General features: G+C 62.4%; 19 protein-coding genes. 9 read left to right on the top strand and 10 right to left on the bottom strand.

Annotated features, from left to right (window positions below):
• Window positions 1-160 precede the first annotated feature (160 nt).
• Entirely contained in the window at window positions 161-445 is a 285-nt protein-coding gene (locus tag NCR93_RS18355) for a helix-turn-helix domain-containing protein (RefSeq protein WP_033537060.1), read from the top strand.
• A 14-nt stretch (window positions 446-459) separates the two neighbouring features.
• Here the strand turns inward: NCR93_RS18355 and NCR93_RS18350 are convergent, their stop codons facing one another.
• Window positions 460-1,398, bottom strand: coding sequence for a DMT family transporter (locus tag NCR93_RS18350; RefSeq protein WP_250532271.1), 939 nt, complete (start codon window positions 1,396-1,398; stop codon window positions 460-462).
• A gap of 296 nt (window positions 1,399-1,694) precedes the next feature.
• Here NCR93_RS18350 and NCR93_RS18345 point away from each other — a divergent pair, with 296 nt between their 5' ends.
• Window positions 1,695-1,841, top strand: coding sequence for a hypothetical protein (locus NCR93_RS18345; protein ID WP_160172893.1), 147 nt, complete (start codon window positions 1,695-1,697; stop codon window positions 1,839-1,841).
• A gap of 450 nt (window positions 1,842-2,291) precedes the next feature.
• Here the strand turns inward: NCR93_RS18345 and NCR93_RS18340 are convergent, their stop codons facing one another.
• Window positions 2,292-2,726: a hypothetical protein gene (locus tag NCR93_RS18340; protein ID WP_008352992.1), complete on the bottom strand. Its 435-nt coding sequence runs from the start codon at window positions 2,724-2,726 to the stop codon at window positions 2,292-2,294.
• Between the two features lie 255 nt (window positions 2,727-2,981).
• On the opposite strand from NCR93_RS18340, the gene NCR93_RS18335 reads away from it, so the two are divergent.
• Complete coding sequence (locus tag NCR93_RS18335) at window positions 2,982-3,356, top strand: hypothetical protein (RefSeq protein WP_175979482.1); 375 nt, start codon at window positions 2,982-2,984, stop codon at window positions 3,354-3,356.
• A 64-nt stretch (window positions 3,357-3,420) separates the two neighbouring features.
• On the opposite strand, the gene NCR93_RS18330 is transcribed toward NCR93_RS18335, so the two are convergent.
• Entirely contained in the window at window positions 3,421-3,594 is a 174-nt protein-coding gene (locus NCR93_RS18330) for a hypothetical protein (protein WP_160172894.1), read from the bottom strand.
• 282 nt (window positions 3,595-3,876) lie between these two features.
• On the opposite strand from NCR93_RS18330, the gene NCR93_RS18325 reads away from it, so the two are divergent.
• On the top strand, window positions 3,877-4,167 hold the full coding sequence (locus NCR93_RS18325) for a hypothetical protein (protein ID WP_008352995.1): 291 nt from the start codon (window positions 3,877-3,879) through the stop codon (window positions 4,165-4,167).
• Between the two features lie 53 nt (window positions 4,168-4,220).
• Here NCR93_RS18325 and NCR93_RS18320 read toward each other — a convergent pair whose 3' ends face one another.
• On the bottom strand, window positions 4,221-5,267 hold the full coding sequence (locus NCR93_RS18320) for a S1C family serine protease (RefSeq protein ID WP_008352997.1): 1,047 nt from the start codon (window positions 5,265-5,267) through the stop codon (window positions 4,221-4,223).
• A gap of 54 nt (window positions 5,268-5,321) precedes the next feature.
• A complete protein-coding gene (locus NCR93_RS18315) occupies window positions 5,322-6,197 on the bottom strand; it encodes an ATP adenylyltransferase family protein (RefSeq protein WP_175979481.1) in 876 nt (291 codons plus the stop codon).
• Window positions 6,198-6,370: 173 nt separating this feature from the next.
• Here NCR93_RS18315 and NCR93_RS18310 point away from each other — a divergent pair, with 173 nt between their 5' ends.
• The 3 genes from NCR93_RS18310 to NCR93_RS18300 all read left to right on the top strand — a co-directional run bounded on the left by NCR93_RS18310 (window position 6,371) and on the right by NCR93_RS18300 (window position 8,978).
• Window positions 6,371-6,880: a DUF1269 domain-containing protein gene (locus tag NCR93_RS18310; protein WP_175979480.1), complete on the top strand. Its 510-nt coding sequence runs from the start codon at window positions 6,371-6,373 to the stop codon at window positions 6,878-6,880.
• 231 nt (window positions 6,881-7,111) lie between these two features.
• Window positions 7,112-7,876 carry a ParA family protein gene (locus NCR93_RS18305; protein WP_175979479.1) on the top strand — a complete coding sequence of 255 codons (765 nt, stop codon included), beginning with the start codon at window positions 7,112-7,114 and terminating at the stop codon, window positions 7,874-7,876.
• Window positions 7,877-8,075: 199 nt separating this feature from the next.
• Window positions 8,076-8,978, top strand: coding sequence for a LysR family transcriptional regulator (locus tag NCR93_RS18300; RefSeq protein ID WP_008353003.1), 903 nt, complete (start codon window positions 8,076-8,078; stop codon window positions 8,976-8,978).
• A 3-nt stretch (window positions 8,979-8,981) separates the two neighbouring features.
• Here NCR93_RS18300 and NCR93_RS18295 read toward each other — a convergent pair whose 3' ends face one another.
• The 3 genes from NCR93_RS18295 to NCR93_RS18285 form a co-directional block, all read right to left on the bottom strand.
• Window positions 8,982-9,146, bottom strand: a complete 165-nt coding sequence (locus NCR93_RS18295; protein ID WP_008353004.1) for an FmdB family zinc ribbon protein — start codon at window positions 9,144-9,146, stop codon at window positions 8,982-8,984.
• Between the two features lie 82 nt (window positions 9,147-9,228).
• Window positions 9,229-10,041, bottom strand: a complete 813-nt coding sequence (locus NCR93_RS18290) for a mechanosensitive ion channel family protein (RefSeq protein WP_175979478.1) — start codon at window positions 10,039-10,041, stop codon at window positions 9,229-9,231.
• Between the two features lie 158 nt (window positions 10,042-10,199).
• Window positions 10,200-10,730, bottom strand: a complete 531-nt coding sequence (locus NCR93_RS18285; RefSeq protein ID WP_175979477.1) for an Lrp/AsnC family transcriptional regulator — start codon at window positions 10,728-10,730, stop codon at window positions 10,200-10,202.
• A 139-nt stretch (window positions 10,731-10,869) separates the two neighbouring features.
• Here NCR93_RS18285 and mdeB point away from each other — a divergent pair, with 139 nt between their 5' ends.
• On the top strand, window positions 10,870-13,578 hold the full coding sequence (gene mdeB / locus NCR93_RS18280; RefSeq protein ID WP_175979476.1) for an alpha-ketoglutarate dehydrogenase: 2,709 nt from the start codon (window positions 10,870-10,872) through the stop codon (window positions 13,576-13,578).
• Here mdeB and NCR93_RS18275 read toward each other — a convergent pair.
• Together NCR93_RS18275 and NCR93_RS18270 are read right to left on the bottom strand one after the other, a co-directional pair.
• Window positions 13,575-14,225 (bottom strand): phosphoribosyltransferase, encoded by a 651-nt coding sequence (locus tag NCR93_RS18275; protein ID WP_034471932.1) that lies wholly within the window; start codon window positions 14,223-14,225, stop codon window positions 13,575-13,577. The two genes, mdeB and NCR93_RS18275, sit on opposite strands and share 4 nt — an antisense overlap.
• 13 nt (window positions 14,226-14,238) lie before the next feature.
• Window positions 14,239-15,033: a crotonase/enoyl-CoA hydratase family protein gene (locus NCR93_RS18270; protein ID WP_175979475.1), complete on the bottom strand. Its 795-nt coding sequence runs from the start codon at window positions 15,031-15,033 to the stop codon at window positions 14,239-14,241.
• Between the two features lie 313 nt (window positions 15,034-15,346).
• On the opposite strand from NCR93_RS18270, the gene NCR93_RS18265 reads away from it, so the two are divergent.
• Complete coding sequence (locus tag NCR93_RS18265; RefSeq protein WP_175979474.1) at window positions 15,347-16,549, top strand: ammonium transporter; 1,203 nt, start codon at window positions 15,347-15,349, stop codon at window positions 16,547-16,549.
• The last annotated feature ends 50 nt before the right edge of the window (window positions 16,550-16,599 follow it).

Here is a 16,599-nt window from a genome sequence, read left to right as displayed (position 1 = left end):
GAATCTCGCACTGCAACATGCGCGACGGGCTTTCGGTAGATCGGACGATTTTCCGGTATTTCTGTCACTGCCGCGTCATCGTGAATCAGTAGGATTCACCTTCGCGCGAATGAGCCGGCGCTGAACGGCATAAAGATATAAATCGAGAGACTTGAAGAAAATGGGGCGACATTCCCAAACCCTTGGCCACCTTGAACGCAGTCACGAAGACAACGCCTTGCGGCGCGCCATGGCCGCACGACTCGACCGGGCCTTGCAGAAGGCAAACATCAGTTCCGCAAAAGCCGCTGGCTGGCTCGACGTGAGCGAGCACGACGTGCAATTCTGGCGGCGCGGCATCACGGTTCCGCCGTTCGCGGCATTCAATCGCATCGCGAAGGCGCTGGACATCGATCCGCATTGGCTCTGCACGGGCCAGGCCGAGCGCGCGCACGCCGCCAACTGAGCGTTCCGTTATCGTCAGACATCCGCCGATACGGCCGGCGCCGCCTTGCGTCCATGCAGGAGCACGGTGCCGATGCCGCTCGCCGCGATCACGCACATGCCGATCGCCATCCAGAAGTCGGGCACTTGTCCGAAGAGCAACCAGCTGAAAAGGGCGGCGAACGCGAGCTGGCCGTAGCCGAGCGGCGTCAGCACGGAGAGCGGCGCGCGCTTTAGCGCCTGAAGCATGAGTCCGTGGCCGGTGGTCGCCATCGTCGCCATGAAGACGACGAGCAGCCAGCTTTCGAATCGTACCTGCGCGAGCGCGGGCAGCATTTCGGCTTGATCCATCCACACGAGCACGCACAGCATGAGCGTCGCGACGAGCGCCGTGAGGAAGTTGGTCGTGATCGCGTCGTCGACGCGCGAAAGATGGCTCGACACCACCTGGAAACACGCGAACGTCGTCGCCGCGCCGATCGGATAGATCACCGTCCAGCTAAACGAGCTGCCGCCCGGCCGCACCACCAGCAGCATGCCGACGAAACCGATCGCGACCAGCGCCCACTTGCTGCGCGGCACGTCGTCTTTCAGCACGAGCGCGGCGAGCAGCGTGGAGATGACTGGCGCGAGCATCGCGAGGGACGTGCTGACGGGCAACGGAAGATGCCGCAGCCCTGCGAACGTGCACGCGGAATTGGTCAGCAGCAGCACCGCGCGCACGATCTGCAGCTTGACGCTGCCCGTGCGAAAGAGGCCGAACGCGCGGCGGCGTATCTGCCACGCGCCCATGACGATCATCTGGAAAAGATAGCGAACCCAGAGCAAAGCCAGCAGAGGGACGGCGGTGCCGATCAGCTTGACGGTGGAATCGCTTGCCGCGAAAGTCGCGGTCGTCAGGATCATGATGGCGATACCGGCTGCCGTGTTATCGGTATCAATGCGGTATTGCGCCTTGCCCTCTAAGGTTGCCATCGAACTCTCGTGGTAGTGAAGGAACGGTTTTTAGGCCGTTGCTTCAATTCTCCCGGCATCGCAGGACGCTGGCAAGGCAACAGTAAAGTTCTTTTCCGCCGTGTTGCGCACAGGGCACGATGCGGGAAATGTACTAGACGGTTCGAACAATCGCATGCTGCGCTCATGCCGATTGCTGGCGGTCGTGCTTTTCGCTCCTAGTTTTTTGTGCCTTGAATTAAGACGCGGATTAGCGCTTTCCTATCTTCGACGCTCTACTATTCGTTGCACGCCAAACGAGAGAACGAATAGCAGCCATGCAAAAGAAGCGCATCATCCTTGCGGCCGCCATGATGTCGATGAGCCTTATCGCATTCATGTCGATGAGCAACAGTTACAGCGCCGCCGATACGTTCCCGATCGCTCGTGCGGCCCCGGAGCAGGTACAGGTGTTTCAGCAGTGAAGCGGTAGAAGCAATAGAAGCAAGGCAGTATCCGCAGCAGCAGTAAAACGTGACGTGAAAGTGAGAAAAGAGCCGGACGTGTGCGCAAGCATCCGTCCGGCTTTTTCATGCGCGTCCGAAACGCATGCAACGCGCATGCGCCGACGCACATTATTTCGATGGAACGCCTTGCGCCTGAGCATTTGCCGCCTACACTTAAAGTAGTTTCTCAACTGCTTCGAAGGAGGCAACAATGAGAACGAGAACACGCGAAGTCGTTCGCCTGCTCGCGACGTTCCGCCACTCGGCGCGCTGTCGGACGTTGCGTGCGGCGGCGGCGGCGCAGGAAGCGCGCGATCTCGCCAACGAGCCTTCGTCCGACGACCCATCGGAAGACGATGAGCGCGCCGAGTCCGAAGCGCCGTCCGTCGTTCGCAAGCCTCATCCGGGCATGCACTCAAAACGCTGCGCTCAGACGCCCGCCGGATTCCTGAACGGCGAGAAGCGCCAGTGGCCGCTCGCGTCCTTGACCGCGATCGCGCCGTGCTCGTGCAGCATTTCGCCGATCGCGCCCGGCTTGATGTCATCGTTGATGCGGATGACGAGCAGCGTGCGCTGTGGCGTGGCGTCGTCGGCGGCATGAGACGCGGGCGGGCGCGGCGAGACCGGCTCGTGCGGCACGAACCGATTGCGCGCGCAGATCACGCCTTGATGCTCGCCATGAGCGACGTACTCCGCATCGTCCTCGTCGTGCGCGGGCGGCAGCAGAGCATCGATATCGCTCTCGCCACGTCCGGCCCGATAAAGATGCGCGTCGTCGCGTCGCAAACCCGCGAGCTGCAATGCGCGAAGCGCGTCGTGTCCGTCCCGATAGGATCCGAACACACCAACTATGACCTGATTCATCGTCGCCCCCTCTGTCAGTCCGAATGAGTCGCGGACCGGCAATGTCTTCATGCGCGGTCTTTCGCAGTCATGATCCGCGCTCTTTCGATTCGTCAGATGAAGTGCAGCAACACGCGTTCCCGAATGAAGGTTTTGAAAAGAGCGCCGAGGATGACCATTCGTCCGCAGGTTGCGACCCCAACGCCGATCACCTAAAGTAACTGAGCTTCTTTCCCGGATCCGCGCGTCACGCGACGCGCTCTTCGCGAGGTTCGAATGATTGCGAAAGCCTGTGCTTGGGTGCTCGTGCTGATGGCAGGCTCCGCAGCGGCGGCGCCTTGCTATAACGATGGCGATGTCGTCACGCTCGAAGGCACGGCGACGCGCCAGGCCGCACGCGAAGGCGATGCGTCCCCCAAGCCCGCGTGGGTGCTATCGCTGTCGCGTCCGGTGTGCGTGATGAGCGCGAGCACAGGACAAGGCGGTCGCCAGCAGACGAATGTGTCGGCGGTCCAGATCATCGATGCGACGCCCACGGAGAACGCACGCATTCAACTGACGGGCAAGCTCGTCACGGGCAATGTCAGCGCTTACTACGCAGTGCCCACGGCAATCTGGGTGCTGAAGCAGCGGGTGCTGTCGGGACAATAGCGGGTACATAGCGCCGCGCGGCCCGCACGGGCGATGCTTCGAAACCGGCGAGAAGTACGAACGATCAGGCGGCTTTCGCGTGCGCCTGATAGCGCCAGTATTCAGCGACGACGATATGCAACGGCTGATTCTCCAGCTTGCGTTCCTCGCCGAATCGCAGGATGGCGTCGAGTTGTGCGCCAGTGCAACGGAACGCTTCGCGGCGCATCGCCGTCTGGTTTTTCTTGTGCGTGGTCATGGCAATCCTTTTTCTAGGACCTTCCCCGACAGGGCAGGCTCGTTCGAACGGGGCGGCCCGTGCGCGCGAACACTGTCTGCTGCTTCCACATTAGGCCGGAGCCGCGCACGCGCGACCGGTCGTTAGCGCACATAGCCGTCGAGACATTGCAAACAGCGCAAAGCGCGGGCCAGGGTGCGGAATCGCTTCGTTTCCTTGCGCCGCTGGAATAAAGCCTTAGGTTGCGACGTTTAGCATTCATGGAACCGCGCTCCATGACAGACGCGGAACGAGGAGGAGCCTGTGAGCGTCGATCAGCTCGCGCAGGAGGAACTCGCGCACATCGGCCGGATGATCGCGGAGCTTGAGCGCGTGGCGGCGAAAGCACGCGGGGAGCCGATGCGGCATGCCGTCATGCAGCAGGCGTACTGGCAACGGCGTATCGATGCGTTGATCGATGCGTCGGCGAACGCGCCGTTGCGCCGCGACGCCGACGCGCTGCGCGAGCGTCTGGCCGATGTTTTCGCCGATGCGCGCGCACGAAACACGGGGTACGCGGGACAAGCGGCGCGGGAGACCGGCAGCAGGAAGTGAAGCGAAGCGTCGGGAGGCGGCGCGTGTGCATCGAGGCACGCGCCGCCGCCGCGTCAGCCCGTCTGCTCGACGGGCGTCACGTCGATATCGAGCTTCTGCGTGCCGCGCAGCACCGCGATCTTCACCGGCCTGTCGATGCGCGATGCGTCCAGCGTGCGCTGCAAACTGTCGACGCTATCGATGGCGACGTCATCCACCGCGACGATCCGATCGCCTGTGCGCAGGCCGCCGAGCGCGGCCGGACTGCCTTTGACGATCTCCATCACATGCACGCCGCTTGCCGACGGAAGCGCGAAAAAGCGCTGCACGCGCCGCGAGATCGGCGTCGTCGTACCCGCCACGCCGATATACGCGCGCCGCACGCGCCCGTACGCGAAGATCTGCATGATGACCCACTTCGCCGTATCGATCGCGGTCGCGAACGAGATGGCCTGCGCGCCGGCGATGATCGCGGTGTTCACGCCGATCACCTGGCCTGCCGAATTGATGAGCGGCCCGCCCGAGTTGCCGGGATTGAGCGCGGCATCGGTCTGGATGACGTCATAGATCATGCGGCCCGAAGTCGAGCGCAGCGTTCGGCCGAGCGCGGAGACGACGCCCGTCGTGACGGTCTGCGCGAGCCCGAGCGGATTGCCTACCGCGATCGCGATCTGTCCTACGCGAAGGCGGCCCGAGTCGCCCAGTTCGACATGCGGCAGCGGCTCCGGCGAGCCGATGCGCAGCACCGCGAGATCGCTTGCGGGATCGTCGCCGACGAGATCGGCGTCGAAGCGCGTGCCATCGGCGAGCGTGACGACGATATGCGTCGCGCCGTGCACGACGTGACTATTGGTCAGCAGATAGCCGTCGGGCGTGAAGATGAATCCCGAGCCCGTGCCGCCGACACTGCGTCGCGCGCCGCGCGCGTCGGCCAGTTGACGTTCGACGGAAATGAACACGACTGCTTGCTGCACGCGCTCCAGCGCGCCGATGACGGTGCGCGAATAGGCGTCGAGCAGGGCCCCATCGTCGATAGCGTCGATGGGGTCGAGCGGGGTGGAGGGCGCGGCGTCCTGCGCCCCGCGCGCAAGATCGTCGATGAATTGAGGCCGGCTTCCCATGTTCCTTGAACTCCCGATGTCTGGATGCGGACATGCGGGTCGCCGGAGCCGATTTCAAGAGATAGTTGCGTTTGCAAGTAGTTTCATCGGACCCAGCGCTTCGACGACCTCGCGCTGTGCGTCGTCGCGAACGAAGAGCGAGCCGGCGAATCCGAGCGCATTCACCGCGACGCCCTCGACATGCGATACGCTGCGCGGCACCGCGAGCATCCATCGACGCGTGACGAGCAGGTTATAAGGCGCGCTTTGATGTTCGACGCCCATGACATCGAGCGGTTGCACGCCGATCGCGTTCAGCAGTTGCAGATAGGTTGCGTGCACGTTGGCGATGCTGTCATCGTCGAGCCATGCGGCTGCGTGCGCGAACGCGAGTTGCGGCACGCGAAAGATGCCGCTCGTGCGCGCCGCTTCGATGGCCGCTTCGATCGGCAATGCCTGACCATCGAGCGGCAGCGGCACCATCTGCAGATGCTTGTGCGGCTGGCTCGATCCGGCGATGCTGCCGCCGTTATAGAAGCCGAGTGCATCGAAACGATCGAGGCAGGCAAAGAGCGCGGCGAAGTCGTCCTCGCTGATGAGCGTCTCTTGCGGCTCGAAGTCCGTCGTCACGATCAGCAGATGATGCGCGAGCACGTTGAACTTGTTGAGCAACAGAAAATGCCGCTCGCCGATATCGCCGACACGCAGCGCTTCCTCGCATGGCGAGAATGGATCGCGCCATGCGCTCGCGGCATCGGCGGCGGACTTTGCCGCGAGTTTCGATGCCTGCTCCTTGCGCGCGATATTAGCGGCCTGTCGTACGAGAAAGCGCACGCCGCCATCTTCGATCACGCTTTGCGCGGTATCGAACGAACGCAGTGCGCCGCATGCGAGTGCGCGTTCGGTTTGCATGATTACGTCCTGCCACGAAGGGGTGTTCATGTGCGTCATGCTGCTCCTTTTCCGAATGCGAATCGTTCGAACGAATCCGGAGATACTCGCATAAGCGTGCGCTGCCTGCATGGTGATACCCAAGCACGGTGACTTGCTTCGTGCGTGTTGAAAAGCGTTCCTGTGCGCGTCGTCTATATTGGATTCATGACGCTCCGATATGGAGGTGCGAGATGAGGCGCATCTATTTTCTGCTGCCGAGTGTGGCGAGCGCGAAGGGGATCATCGACGAATTGCTGCTGAAGCGAATCGAATGGCGGCATATCCATGTGCTTGCGCGGCCTCATGAACCGCTGGAGGATTTGCCTCAAGCGACACTCGTTCAACGCACCGATCTCTTGCCTGCGCTTGCTCGCGGAACGGCTGCAGGAGGCGTGACGGGCGCGCTCGCCGGACTTGTTGCGATGGCATTTCCGCCTGCGGGTTTGACGATTGCCGGCGGCGCGGTCGTTTGCATGACGCTGGCGAGCATGGGCTTCGGCGCATGGGCCGCGACGATGATCGGCGTGGGCATTCCCAATACGCGCTTGCGGCGGTTCGAGCAGGCGATCGACGATGGCGAATTGCTGATGATGGTCGATGTGCCGAAGGATCGTGTCGAGGAGATCGAGGCGCTGGTGAAGAGTCATCATCCGGAGGCCGATGTCGAAGGGGCCGATCCTACGATTCCGGCTTTTCCTTGATTTTTTCGCTTTCGCCGGATCCCGTTTTATTAGTGGTCTATTAGCACAGGGGCAGTGCTAATAGACCGACACGAATACGGGATCCAGCGACACCTCCCGAACAAGCGAACAAAAACCCAAAGCCAAAAACCGCAACCATATTGATGCGATAAGATCACATCCCTGGAACCGCTCAACCCCAGCCAGAACGCACAAAGAAACGAGCGTTCACAAACCCAGGAAGAAAAACCGATGCGCCGTGTGGTCTTCAATCAAAAGGGTGGCGTAGGCAAGTCCACCATCGTCTGCAATCTCGCCGCGATCAGCGCTTCCCGGGGCCTGCGCACACTCGTCATCGACCTCGATCCGCAGGGCAATGCAAGCCAGTACCTGCTAGGCGAACAAGCCCGCGATGCACAGCCGAATCTCGCAAGCTTCTTCGAATCCGCATTGAGCTATAGCTTTCGCGAACCGGCGTTCGAGTCCTTCATTCATGCAACGCCATTCGAGAATCTCGACATCGTGCCGTCGCATCCGAATCTCGAAGCGCTGCAAAGCAAGCTCGAATCGCGCTACAAGATCTATAAGCTGCGTGACGCATTGAAGGGACTGCAACACTACGACGCCGTCTATATCGACACGCCGCCCGCGCTCAACTTCTTCACGCGCTCCGCATTGATCGCCGTGGAGCGCTGTCTGATTCCATTCGATTGCGACGACTTCTCGCGCCGCGCGCTCTATTCGGTGCTCGATAACGTGCAGGAGATCCGCCACGATCACAATCCGGATCTGAGCGTCGAAGGCATCGTCATCAATCAGTTCCAGCCGCGCGCAAGCCTGCCCCAGCAACTCGTCGAGGAACTACGCGGCGAAGATTTGCCTGTGCTCAATTCGCATCTGTCGCTCTCCGTGAAAATCCGCGAGAGCCATCAGCACGCGCGGCCGATGATTTATCTCGAACCGCGTCACAAGCTCGCGCAGGAATACGTCGCGCTGCACGAGGAACTGAACGGCTGACGCGCCGCACTACACGAGAGCGCGGGTAAGTCGGGAATAAATCGGCATCACGCACGTTCTTGCAGAAGACAGGCGCAATCCGTCGCGCCTTCTTTTTCGCCAGAACATGAATATGACCACCGTTCCATCGCAGGCTTCGCACGGGTCTCTCACGGCGACTTCGTCCGGGGCGCCTCCATCGACAGAAAGTCTTTCCGGCATGGTCGCGTTCGTGCGCGCCGCCGAGTCGGGCAGCTTCGTCGCGGCAGGGCGCGCGCTCGGATTGTCGGCTTCGGCAGTAGGCAAGAGCGTGATGCGGCTCGAAGCGAAGCTCGGCGTGCAACTGCTCAATCGCACGACGCGCAGGATCGGCCTCACGCACGAAGGCGCACGTTTCTTCGCGCGCTGCAAACGCATGCTCGCCGATCTCGAAGAAGCAGAGAACGAGCTGTTCCATTCGACGTCGTCGCCGCGCGGACGCCTGCGCATCAGCGCGCCGTCGCTCGGCACGCGGCTATTGATGCCGCTCGTGCCGGACTTCAGGCGGCGCTATCCGGACATCGAACTGGATATCGAATTCAGCGATCGCGTAGTCGATGTCACGCAGGAAGGGTATGACGCGGTGATCCGCACAGGGCGTCTCGCCGATTCGCAATTGCTCGCGCGCCCGCTCACGCAATACGGTCCGGTCGTGATTGGCTCGCCCGCATACTTCGCGGGTCATGGCGAGCCCGCGACGCCCGGCGATCTCGATGGCCATGCGTGCATCCGCTTCCGTTCTCCGGCGAGCGGCCGTCCCGAGCCCTGGCGTTTCGCGCGTGACGATCACACGTTCGCAATCGATCCGCACGCGACGCTCACGTTCAACGACATGGAAGCCGTGCTCGCAGCCTGCATCTCCGGATTGGGGCTCGCGTGCGTGCCGGATTTCGTCGCGAAGAGCGCGATGGACGGCGGCATGCTGCGCGCGGTGCTCGGCGCACACATGCGTACGGAAGGCGTGTTTCAGATTCTATGGCCGCCGAGCCGTCACGAAGCGCCGCGCTTGCGCGCGTTCATCGATCACGTCGCGCAACGTCTGGGCGGCCTGCCGTCGCACGAAGTGCGGTTTCGCGCGGCTTGAAGTTCAGCTTTTCTTCGTGGTCTTCGCGACGAACGGCGCCGGTGCGTGCGCGACCTTCTCGCTGCCGCACTTCGGGCATTTGAGTTGCACCGTTGCATGCTCGACGATGTGCTCCGCGTGCTCGAAGGTCTCGCCGCAATCCTGACAACGGTATTGATAAGTCGGCATGGCATCCTCCCGCGCGCGACCGGTGATCCGGCGCAAGGCACGCCGGTTCCACTCATTCTAGTTCAGCATTCGCGCGTGAAAATCAGTTGACGACGCGGCGCACGAGCGGCGTTTCCGGCGTCGGATAGCCGGCTTGCCTGAACGTTTCGATGATCGCGCGATTGGTGTCGAAATAGACCTGCCAATAGTCGTTGGTATTGGTGTAAGGCCGCACGCACAGAAGCGGTCCTTCCGGCGTGAACGACAGCACTTCGACATCGGGCGGCGGCGTGGTCGCCACGTTCGGTATCTTCGCGACGGCTTCCTTCAGACGCGCGATGGCATCGAGCGGATCGACGCCATTCGCGATCTTCGCGCTCAGTTCGACGCGCCGATGCGGCAGCAAGCTGAAATTCCAGATCGTGTCGGAGAAGATCTTGTTGTTGCCGATGATGGCCGCGACGTTGTCGGGCGTCGTGATGGTCGTGCCGAAAAGACCAAGCTCAGTGACGGTGCCGGTCACGCCGCCCGCGGTCACGAAATCGCCCACTTTGAAGGGCCGCAACACCTGCATGAACACGCCTGCCGCGAAGTGCGCGAGCAGCCCGCCCCATGCCGTGCCGATAGCGAGACCGAGACCCGCGAGCAACGCCGCGAAAGACGTCGTCTGCACGCCAAAAATCTGCAGAATCGCGAGTACGAGCAGCAGATTGAGAATGACGCCGACGATGGAGCCGAGATAATGCGCGAGCGTGGGATCGACGCGGCCGTTGCGCGAAAGAAGCTTGCGCATCGTGCTCGTGACGAAACCGATCAGCCAGCGCCCGATGATCCACAGCGCGATCGCGCCGATCACCATGATCGCGAAATCGACGCCGCGCGTCATGATGAATACACGTACGGTTTCGATGTTCATGTCTTTCTCGCGTGCGTGGTAATTCGTCGGAGAACACGTCAAGCCGGGAAAACATGCCGCACAGGCCACACGAGTTATAGGCGATGCACCGCGTCATCGCAAGAATTACAGGAATGTTTAGTGCTGTCGGAAGGATCGACCGCTCGTTGCACTATCCATCAGGTCCATTCTGCCTCGTCGGCATTCTGATCGGGCAGGGTCAATCCCGAGGCGGGCAACGGCAGCGCGGTTTTATAGCGCACCTGTTTGAGCGCAAAGCTCGAACGAATGTTGGAAACGCCTGGCATCTGCGTGAGCCGTTCCAGGATGAAGCGCTCCAGCGCGGCGACGTCGGGCAATACGACGCGCAACAGGTAATCGGCATCGCCCGTCATCAGATAACACTCCATCACTTCGGGCCGCTCGCTGATCGCTTGCTCGAAACGCGCAAGCGCATCCTTGATCTGCTTTTCCAGACTGACCTGAATGAAGACGTTGATGGAAAGCCCGAGCGCTTCCGGATTCAGCAAGGTGACGTGCTGCTTGAAAAGGCCCGCCTTCTCCAGCGCGCGCACGCGGTTGAAGCAGGGCGTCGGCGAAAGATTGACGGCGCGGGCGAGTTCCGAATTGGTGATGCGCGCGTTTTGCTGTAGCTCATTCAATATGCCGATGTCGATGCGGTCGAGGCGCTGCTTCGAGTGTGCTGTCATAGTCGAAAGATTCCGGTTTTTGGCGTTTCCGAAGAATAAATACACTACAGCAAAGCGAGAAGGCAGCCAAATGAGACGCACATTCTGCGCATCAATGGATATGCTTGAGCGTATTCTCTAGCCAACGCGGAGTCGCGCCATGACGGACTTGTCGAGCGGTACCACCCAGCTTCTTTCCATTGCCAAGGGACGCGAGGACATCGATCCCGGCGAGACCGCCGAATGGCTGGAGGCGCTCGATGCGGTCGTCGAACACGTAGGCAAGGATCGCGCGCAGTATCTTTTCGACCGGCTCGCGGAGCACGCGCTGTCGGTGGGCGTCGAATCGGCGCGGGCGCGCGCGACGCCTTATGCGAATACGATTCCCGTGGCGCAGCAACAGCCTTATCCCGGCAATCTCGACATCGAGGAAAAGCTCGCCGCGGTGTTGCGCTGGAATGCACTCGCGATGGTCGTGCGCGCGAATCGGGCTTATGGCGAACTCGGCGGCCATATCGCAAGTTATGCATCGGCGGCGGATCTTTTCGAGGTCGGCTTCAATCACTTCTTTGAAGCCGCGAATGAAACGCATGGCGGCGATATCGTCTACTTTCAGCCGCATTCGTCGCCGGGCGTCTATGCGCGCGCGTTTCTCGAAGGCTTTCTCGGCGAAGAACATCTGAAGCATTATCGGCGCGAGATCGCGGGACCGGGCTTGTGCTCTTATCCGCATCCCTGGCTGATGCCGGATTTCTGGCAGTTCCCCACTGGGTCGATGGGCATCGGTCCTATCAATTCCATTTATCAAGCGCGCTTCATGCGCTATTTGCAGAACCGCAATCTCAAGAACACGGAAGGCCGCAAGGTCTGGGGCTTCTTCGGCGATGGCGAAATGGACGAGCCGGAATCGATCGGCGCGCTGTCGCTCGCAGCGCGCGAGCAGCTCGATAACCTCGTGTTCGTCATCAACTGCAATCTGCAGCGGCTCGATGGCCCTGTGCGCAGCAACGGGCGCATCGTCGATGAACTCGAAGCGCAATTCACCGGCGCGGGCTGGAACGTCATCAAGGTCTTGTGGGGCTCGGACTGGGACGCGCTGTTCGCGCGCGATCGCTCCAATGCATTGCTGCGCGCATTTGCGCATACCGTCGACGGCCAATTCCAGACTTTCTCGGCGAATGACGGCCGCTATAACCGCGAGCGCTTCTTCGGGCAGAATCCGGAACTCGCGGCGCTCGTCGCGCATATGTCGGATGAAGATATCGACCGTTTGCGCCGTGGCGGTCACGACGTGCGCAAGCTCCACGCCGCTTATGCGAAGGCGCTTTCGCACAAGGGCCAGCCGACGGTGATTCTCGCGAAGACGATGAAGGGCTTCGGCATGGGCGCGGTGGGGCAGGGCCGCATGACGACGCATCAACAGAAAAAGCTCGATCTCGACGATCTCAAGCAGTTCCGCGATCGTTTCCGCCTGCCGCTCTCCGATAACGATGTCGAGCAGCTCAAGTTCTACAAGCCCGCGGATGACGCGCCCGAAATGCGCTATCTGCACGAGCGTCGTGCGGCGTTGGGCGGTTATCTGCCGCGACGGCGCGCGAAGGCTTCGCTTGGCATCACGCCGCCCGCGCTCGCTACGTGGGGCCAGTTCGCGCTCGACGCATCAGCGAAGGAAATGTCCACGACGATGGCTTTCGTCCGCATGCTCGGCAGCTTGCTGAAGGACATGACGCTCGGACCGCGCGTCGTCCCTGTCGTCGCGGACGAGGCGCGCACGTTCGGCATGGCGAATCTCTTCAGGCAAGTGGGCATCTATTCGCCGCTCGGCCAGTTATACGAGCCGGAAGACATGGGCTCGATGCTCTATTACCGCGAGGACACGCGCGGGCAGATTCTCGAAGAAGGCATTTCGGAGGCGGGCGCGGTGTCGTCGTGGATCGCGGCGGCGACTTCATACAGCGTGCACGATCTGCCGATGCTGCCGTTCTACATCTATTACTCGATGTTCGGTTTTCAGCGCATCGGCGATCTGATTTTCGCGGCCGCGGATCAGCGTTCGCGTGGTTTTCTCATCGGCGCGACGGCGGGCCGCACGACGCTCGGCGGCGAAGGCTTGCAGCATCAGGACGGCACGAGCCATCTCTCTGCATCGACGGTTCCGAACTGCCGCGCTTACGATCCCGCGTTCGCGTACGAAGTCGCGGCTATCGTCGATGAAGGCATGCAGGAGATGATGGAACGCCAGAACGACGTGTTCTATTACATCACGGTGACGAATGAAAACTACGCGCAGCCTTCCGCGCCCGGCAGTGCGCTGAATGCGTCCACGCGCGAAGGCATTTTGCGCGGCATCTATCGCATCGGCGGCGATGCCAATGCGCAAGTGCAATTGCTCGGCTCGGGCGCGATCCTCAACGAAGCGATCGCCGCGCGCATGATGCTCAAAGACGACTGGAACATCGACGCCGCCGTGTGGAGCGTGACGAGCTTCACGGAGCTTCATCGCGATGGCGCGTCATGCGAGCGCGCGGCGCGCCTCTCCGACGACGATGCGAGCGTGCCCTTCGTCACGCGCGCGCTCGAATCATCGCGCGGGCCGGTGATCGCGGCGACGGACTATGTGCGCGCGGTGCCCGAACTGATTCGCGCGTATGTGCCGCGCCGTTACGTCACGCTCGGCACCGATGGCTTCGGCCGCAGCGATACGCGTCAATCGTTGCGTGAGTTCTTCGAAGTGGATCGCGTATCGATCGTCATCGCCGCGCTGAAATCGCTCGTGGACGAAGGCGTCATCGAGAAGCAGTCGTTGAAGGCCGCGCGTGAAAAATACGGCAAGACGCAGGAATCGCACGACGCGCCCTGGCTGCGCTAAACATCCTTGCGGGCCGCATCGAGCAACTCGCGCACTTCGTCGTCGCTCGTCTGATCGAAGTCGATGTAGAACTGCCCGACGCCGAAGTATCGATGCGGCCGCATCACGCAGACGAATTCATCGACGATATCTTCCACGCGCGCTTCCGAATCGAGCGGCGCAACGGGCAGCGCCGCGACGATCTTCGACGGGCGCGCATGACGCAAGGACATCGCCGCGGCCTTCATCGTTGCGCCGGTCGCCATGCCGTCATCGACGACGATCGCCACGCGTCCGTTCATATCGAGCGGCGGCATGTCGCCGCGATACAGCGCCTCGCGCCGCTCGAGCTCGGCGCGCTCCATCGCGATCACGCGATCGAGTTCGTCTTTCCCGACGCCTGCATATTCCACGATGCGCTCGTCGAGAAAGAACGCATCGCCGGATGCGATCGCGCCCATCGCGAGTTCCGGCTGCACCGGCACGCCGAGCTTGCGCACGACGAGCACATCGAGCCGTGCCCGCAATGCACGTGCGACTTCGTATGCCACGGGCACGCCACCGCGCGGCAATGCGAGCACGGTGACGTCGTCACGGTCCGCATACGCGCCGAGATGCTGCGCGAGCTCGCGGCCCGCTTCCCTACGGTTCTCGAACACTGAGTTCATGTCGCTCGTCCTTTCAGTCCCGATGTCTTGCGATGAAACGCGTCGCGCCTTCGAGACCTTCATCGAACACCGCGCGATATCCGCTCGCGCCTTCGCGCTGCAAGGCGCGGCCCAGGTCGGCATCGAATGCGTTGTCGTGCGCGGAGCATAAGTCGGCGCGCAACGCGGCCTGCGGCAGCGCGGCCACTTCGCATGCGAGCGCTTCGGCGACATTGCGCGCTTCGCCCGCCGGCGCAATGCGATTCGCAAGGCCGATAGCGAGCGCTTCGTCAGCATCGACGGCGCGGCCAGTGAGGATCAGATCGAGCGCGCGCGACATGCCGATGAGACGCGGCAGCCGTATCGTGCCGCCATCGATGAGCGGCACGCCGACGCGTCTGCAGAACACGCCCAGCACCGCGCGTTCCTCGACGACGCGCAGGTCGCACCACGCGGCAAGCTCGAGTCCGCCCGCGACCGCATGACCGGCGATGGCGGCGATCACGGGTTTGTGCAGCGTGAGCCGCGTCGGTCCCATCGGGCCGGGGCCGCTGCCGTCGGCATGGATCTCGTTGCGGCGCGCGTCATCGTTGAGTGCGGACAGATCAGCGCCCGCGCAGAACGTGCCGCCCGCGCCCCATAGCACGGCGACGGATAACGCATCGTCGGCATCGAAGCGCTCGAACGCCTCTCGCAATGCGTCGGCCATGGAACGATCGACGGCATTGCGACGCGCGGGCCGATCGAGCACGACCGTGACGACACGCGGATCGCGCTCATGCGATTCCATGCGTACGTGCTCGCCAAATCGTTCGATGCGTGAGGTCATGGCCACTCCGTTTTGCACGCGACCAGTCTTCAGAATACTCGCCGCGCAACGCGAACGTGCATCGCATCGCATGCTTGCGATAAGCCTACGGCGTCCCTTCGCATCGAAATATTTGGCTCTTGCGCGGTGCATTCAATGCCATGCAACGGGGCACTGCACCAAGATCGGGCGCACCGAAAAGGTCAGCGTCGCGGCCCGTTGCACCATGCCAATCCGCGCTGCGCAAAGCGTCTGCACCGTTTGGATGCCGTCTGCGCCAACTTGGCCCGGAACTTGCAAAACGTGCGCCTCTTTCAGACCAATCGCTCGAATCATGCAGGCACTCCAATCCGGAACCGACACTCTTTTTCTGCTGTTAGGCGCCGCGATGGTGCTTGCGATGCACGCAGGTTTCGCCTTTCTCGAACTCGGAACCGTCCGCCGCGAGAATCAAGTGAATGCGCTCGTGAAGATCCTCGTGGACTTCGCCGTGTCGACGCTTGCGTACTTCTTCATCGGCTACAACATCGCGTACGGCGTGCAGTTCATGCACAGCGCCGATATCCTCGCGCAGCACAACGGCTATGCGCTCGTGCGCTTCTTCTTTCTGCTGACCTTCGCCGCGGCGATTCCGGCGATCGTGTCGGGCGGCATTGCGGAGCGCTCCAAGTTCAATCCGCAACTGTTCGCGACCTGCGTGATCGTCGGCTTCATTTATCCCTTACTGGAAGGCGTCGCGTGGAACGAGCGTTTCGGCATTCAGGCGTGGCTCACGCACACGTTCGGCGCGCCGTTTCATGATTTCGCCGGCTCGGTCGTCGTGCATGCGTTCGGCGGCTGGGTCGCGTTGCCCGCCGTGCTGCTGCTCGGGCCGCGTCACGGGCGTTATCACAAGGACGGGCGCATCGCCGCGCATCCGCCGTCGAGCATTCCGTTTCTCGCGCTCGGCGCGTGGGTGCTTGCGGTCGGCTGGTTCGGCTTCAATGTGATGAGCGCGCAGACCGTCGACAAGATCAGCGGCCTCGTCGCCGTCAACTCGCTGATGGCGATGGTCGGCGGCACGCTCGCCGCATGGTTCGCGGGCCGCAACGATCCGGGCTTCACGTATAACGGGCCGCTCGCGGGTCTCGTCGCGGTATGCGCGGGCTCGGACCTGATGCATCCGCTCGGCGCGTTGATCGTCGGCGCGGTCGCGGGCGTGCTTTTCGTACAGATGTTCACCTGCGTGCAGAACCGCTGGCGCATCGACGACGTGCTCGGCGTGTGGCCGCTGCACGGCATGTGCGGCGCGTGGGGTGGCATCGCGGCGGGCGTGTTCGGACAGAAGGCGTTCGGCGGCATCGGCGGTGTATCGATCGGGTCGCAGCTCATCGGCACGGCGGGCGCCGTCGTGCTCGCGCTCGCGGGCGGTGCGCTCGTGTATGGCGCCATCAAGATGACAGTGGGCCTGCGGCTCGATCGCGAAGAAGAGTTCAATGGCGCCGATCTCGCGATTCATCGCATATCCGCGACGCCCGATCGCGAATTGGCCGGCTGAAGCCGACGCTCGCGCCGGGTCCACAAGCCCTGCGACGAGTGGCCAGGCAT

The organism is Caballeronia sp. ATUFL_F1_KS39, assembly GCF_023630985.1.
In the GTDB taxonomy this organism is placed as follows: domain Bacteria; phylum Pseudomonadota; class Gammaproteobacteria; order Burkholderiales; family Burkholderiaceae; genus Caballeronia; species Caballeronia zhejiangensis.
This window is presented reverse-complemented; position numbering and strand designations above follow the sequence as displayed.

What these genes read in the sequence shown, in the direction of transcription:
- NCR93_RS18355 (WP_033537060.1), top strand. Translation starts at nt 161, where the DNA reads ATGGGGCGACATTCCCAAACCCTTGGCCACCTTGAACGCAGTCACGAA.
- NCR93_RS18265 (WP_175979474.1), top strand. Translation starts at nt 15,347, where the DNA reads ATGCAGGCACTCCAATCCGGAACCGACACTCTTTTTCTGCTGTTAGGC.
- NCR93_RS18315 (WP_175979481.1), bottom strand. Translation starts at nt 6,197, where the DNA reads ATGACGCACATGAACACCCCTTCGTGGCAGGACGTAATCATGCAAACC.
- NCR93_RS18340 (WP_008352992.1), bottom strand. Translation starts at nt 2,726, where the DNA reads ATGAATCAGGTCATAGTTGGTGTGTTCGGATCCTATCGGGACGGACAC.
- NCR93_RS18350 (WP_250532271.1), bottom strand. Translation starts at nt 1,398, where the DNA reads ATGGCAACCTTAGAGGGCAAGGCGCAATACCGCATTGATACCGATAAC.
- NCR93_RS18320 (WP_008352997.1), bottom strand. Translation starts at nt 5,267, where the DNA reads ATGGGAAGCCGGCCTCAATTCATCGACGATCTTGCGCGCGGGGCGCAG.
- NCR93_RS18345 (WP_160172893.1), top strand. Translation starts at nt 1,695, where the DNA reads ATGCAAAAGAAGCGCATCATCCTTGCGGCCGCCATGATGTCGATGAGC.
- NCR93_RS18285 (WP_175979477.1), bottom strand. Translation starts at nt 10,730, where the DNA reads ATGACAGCACACTCGAAGCAGCGCCTCGACCGCATCGACATCGGCATA.
- mdeB (WP_175979476.1), top strand. Translation starts at nt 10,870, where the DNA reads ATGACGGACTTGTCGAGCGGTACCACCCAGCTTCTTTCCATTGCCAAG.
- NCR93_RS18290 (WP_175979478.1), bottom strand. Translation starts at nt 10,041, where the DNA reads ATGAACATCGAAACCGTACGTGTATTCATCATGACGCGCGGCGTCGAT.
- NCR93_RS18330 (WP_160172894.1), bottom strand. Translation starts at nt 3,594, where the DNA reads ATGACCACGCACAAGAAAAACCAGACGGCGATGCGCCGCGAAGCGTTC.
- NCR93_RS18335 (WP_175979482.1), top strand. Translation starts at nt 2,982, where the DNA reads ATGATTGCGAAAGCCTGTGCTTGGGTGCTCGTGCTGATGGCAGGCTCC.
- NCR93_RS18295 (WP_008353004.1), bottom strand. Translation starts at nt 9,146, where the DNA reads ATGCCGACTTATCAATACCGTTGTCAGGATTGCGGCGAGACCTTCGAG.
- NCR93_RS18300 (WP_008353003.1), top strand. Translation starts at nt 8,076, where the DNA reads ATGGTCGCGTTCGTGCGCGCCGCCGAGTCGGGCAGCTTCGTCGCGGCA.
- NCR93_RS18305 (WP_175979479.1), top strand. Translation starts at nt 7,112, where the DNA reads ATGCGCCGTGTGGTCTTCAATCAAAAGGGTGGCGTAGGCAAGTCCACC.
- NCR93_RS18310 (WP_175979480.1), top strand. Translation starts at nt 6,371, where the DNA reads ATGAGGCGCATCTATTTTCTGCTGCCGAGTGTGGCGAGCGCGAAGGGG.
- NCR93_RS18270 (WP_175979475.1), bottom strand. Translation starts at nt 15,033, where the DNA reads ATGACCTCACGCATCGAACGATTTGGCGAGCACGTACGCATGGAATCG.
- NCR93_RS18275 (WP_034471932.1), bottom strand. Translation starts at nt 14,225, where the DNA reads ATGAACTCAGTGTTCGAGAACCGTAGGGAAGCGGGCCGCGAGCTCGCG.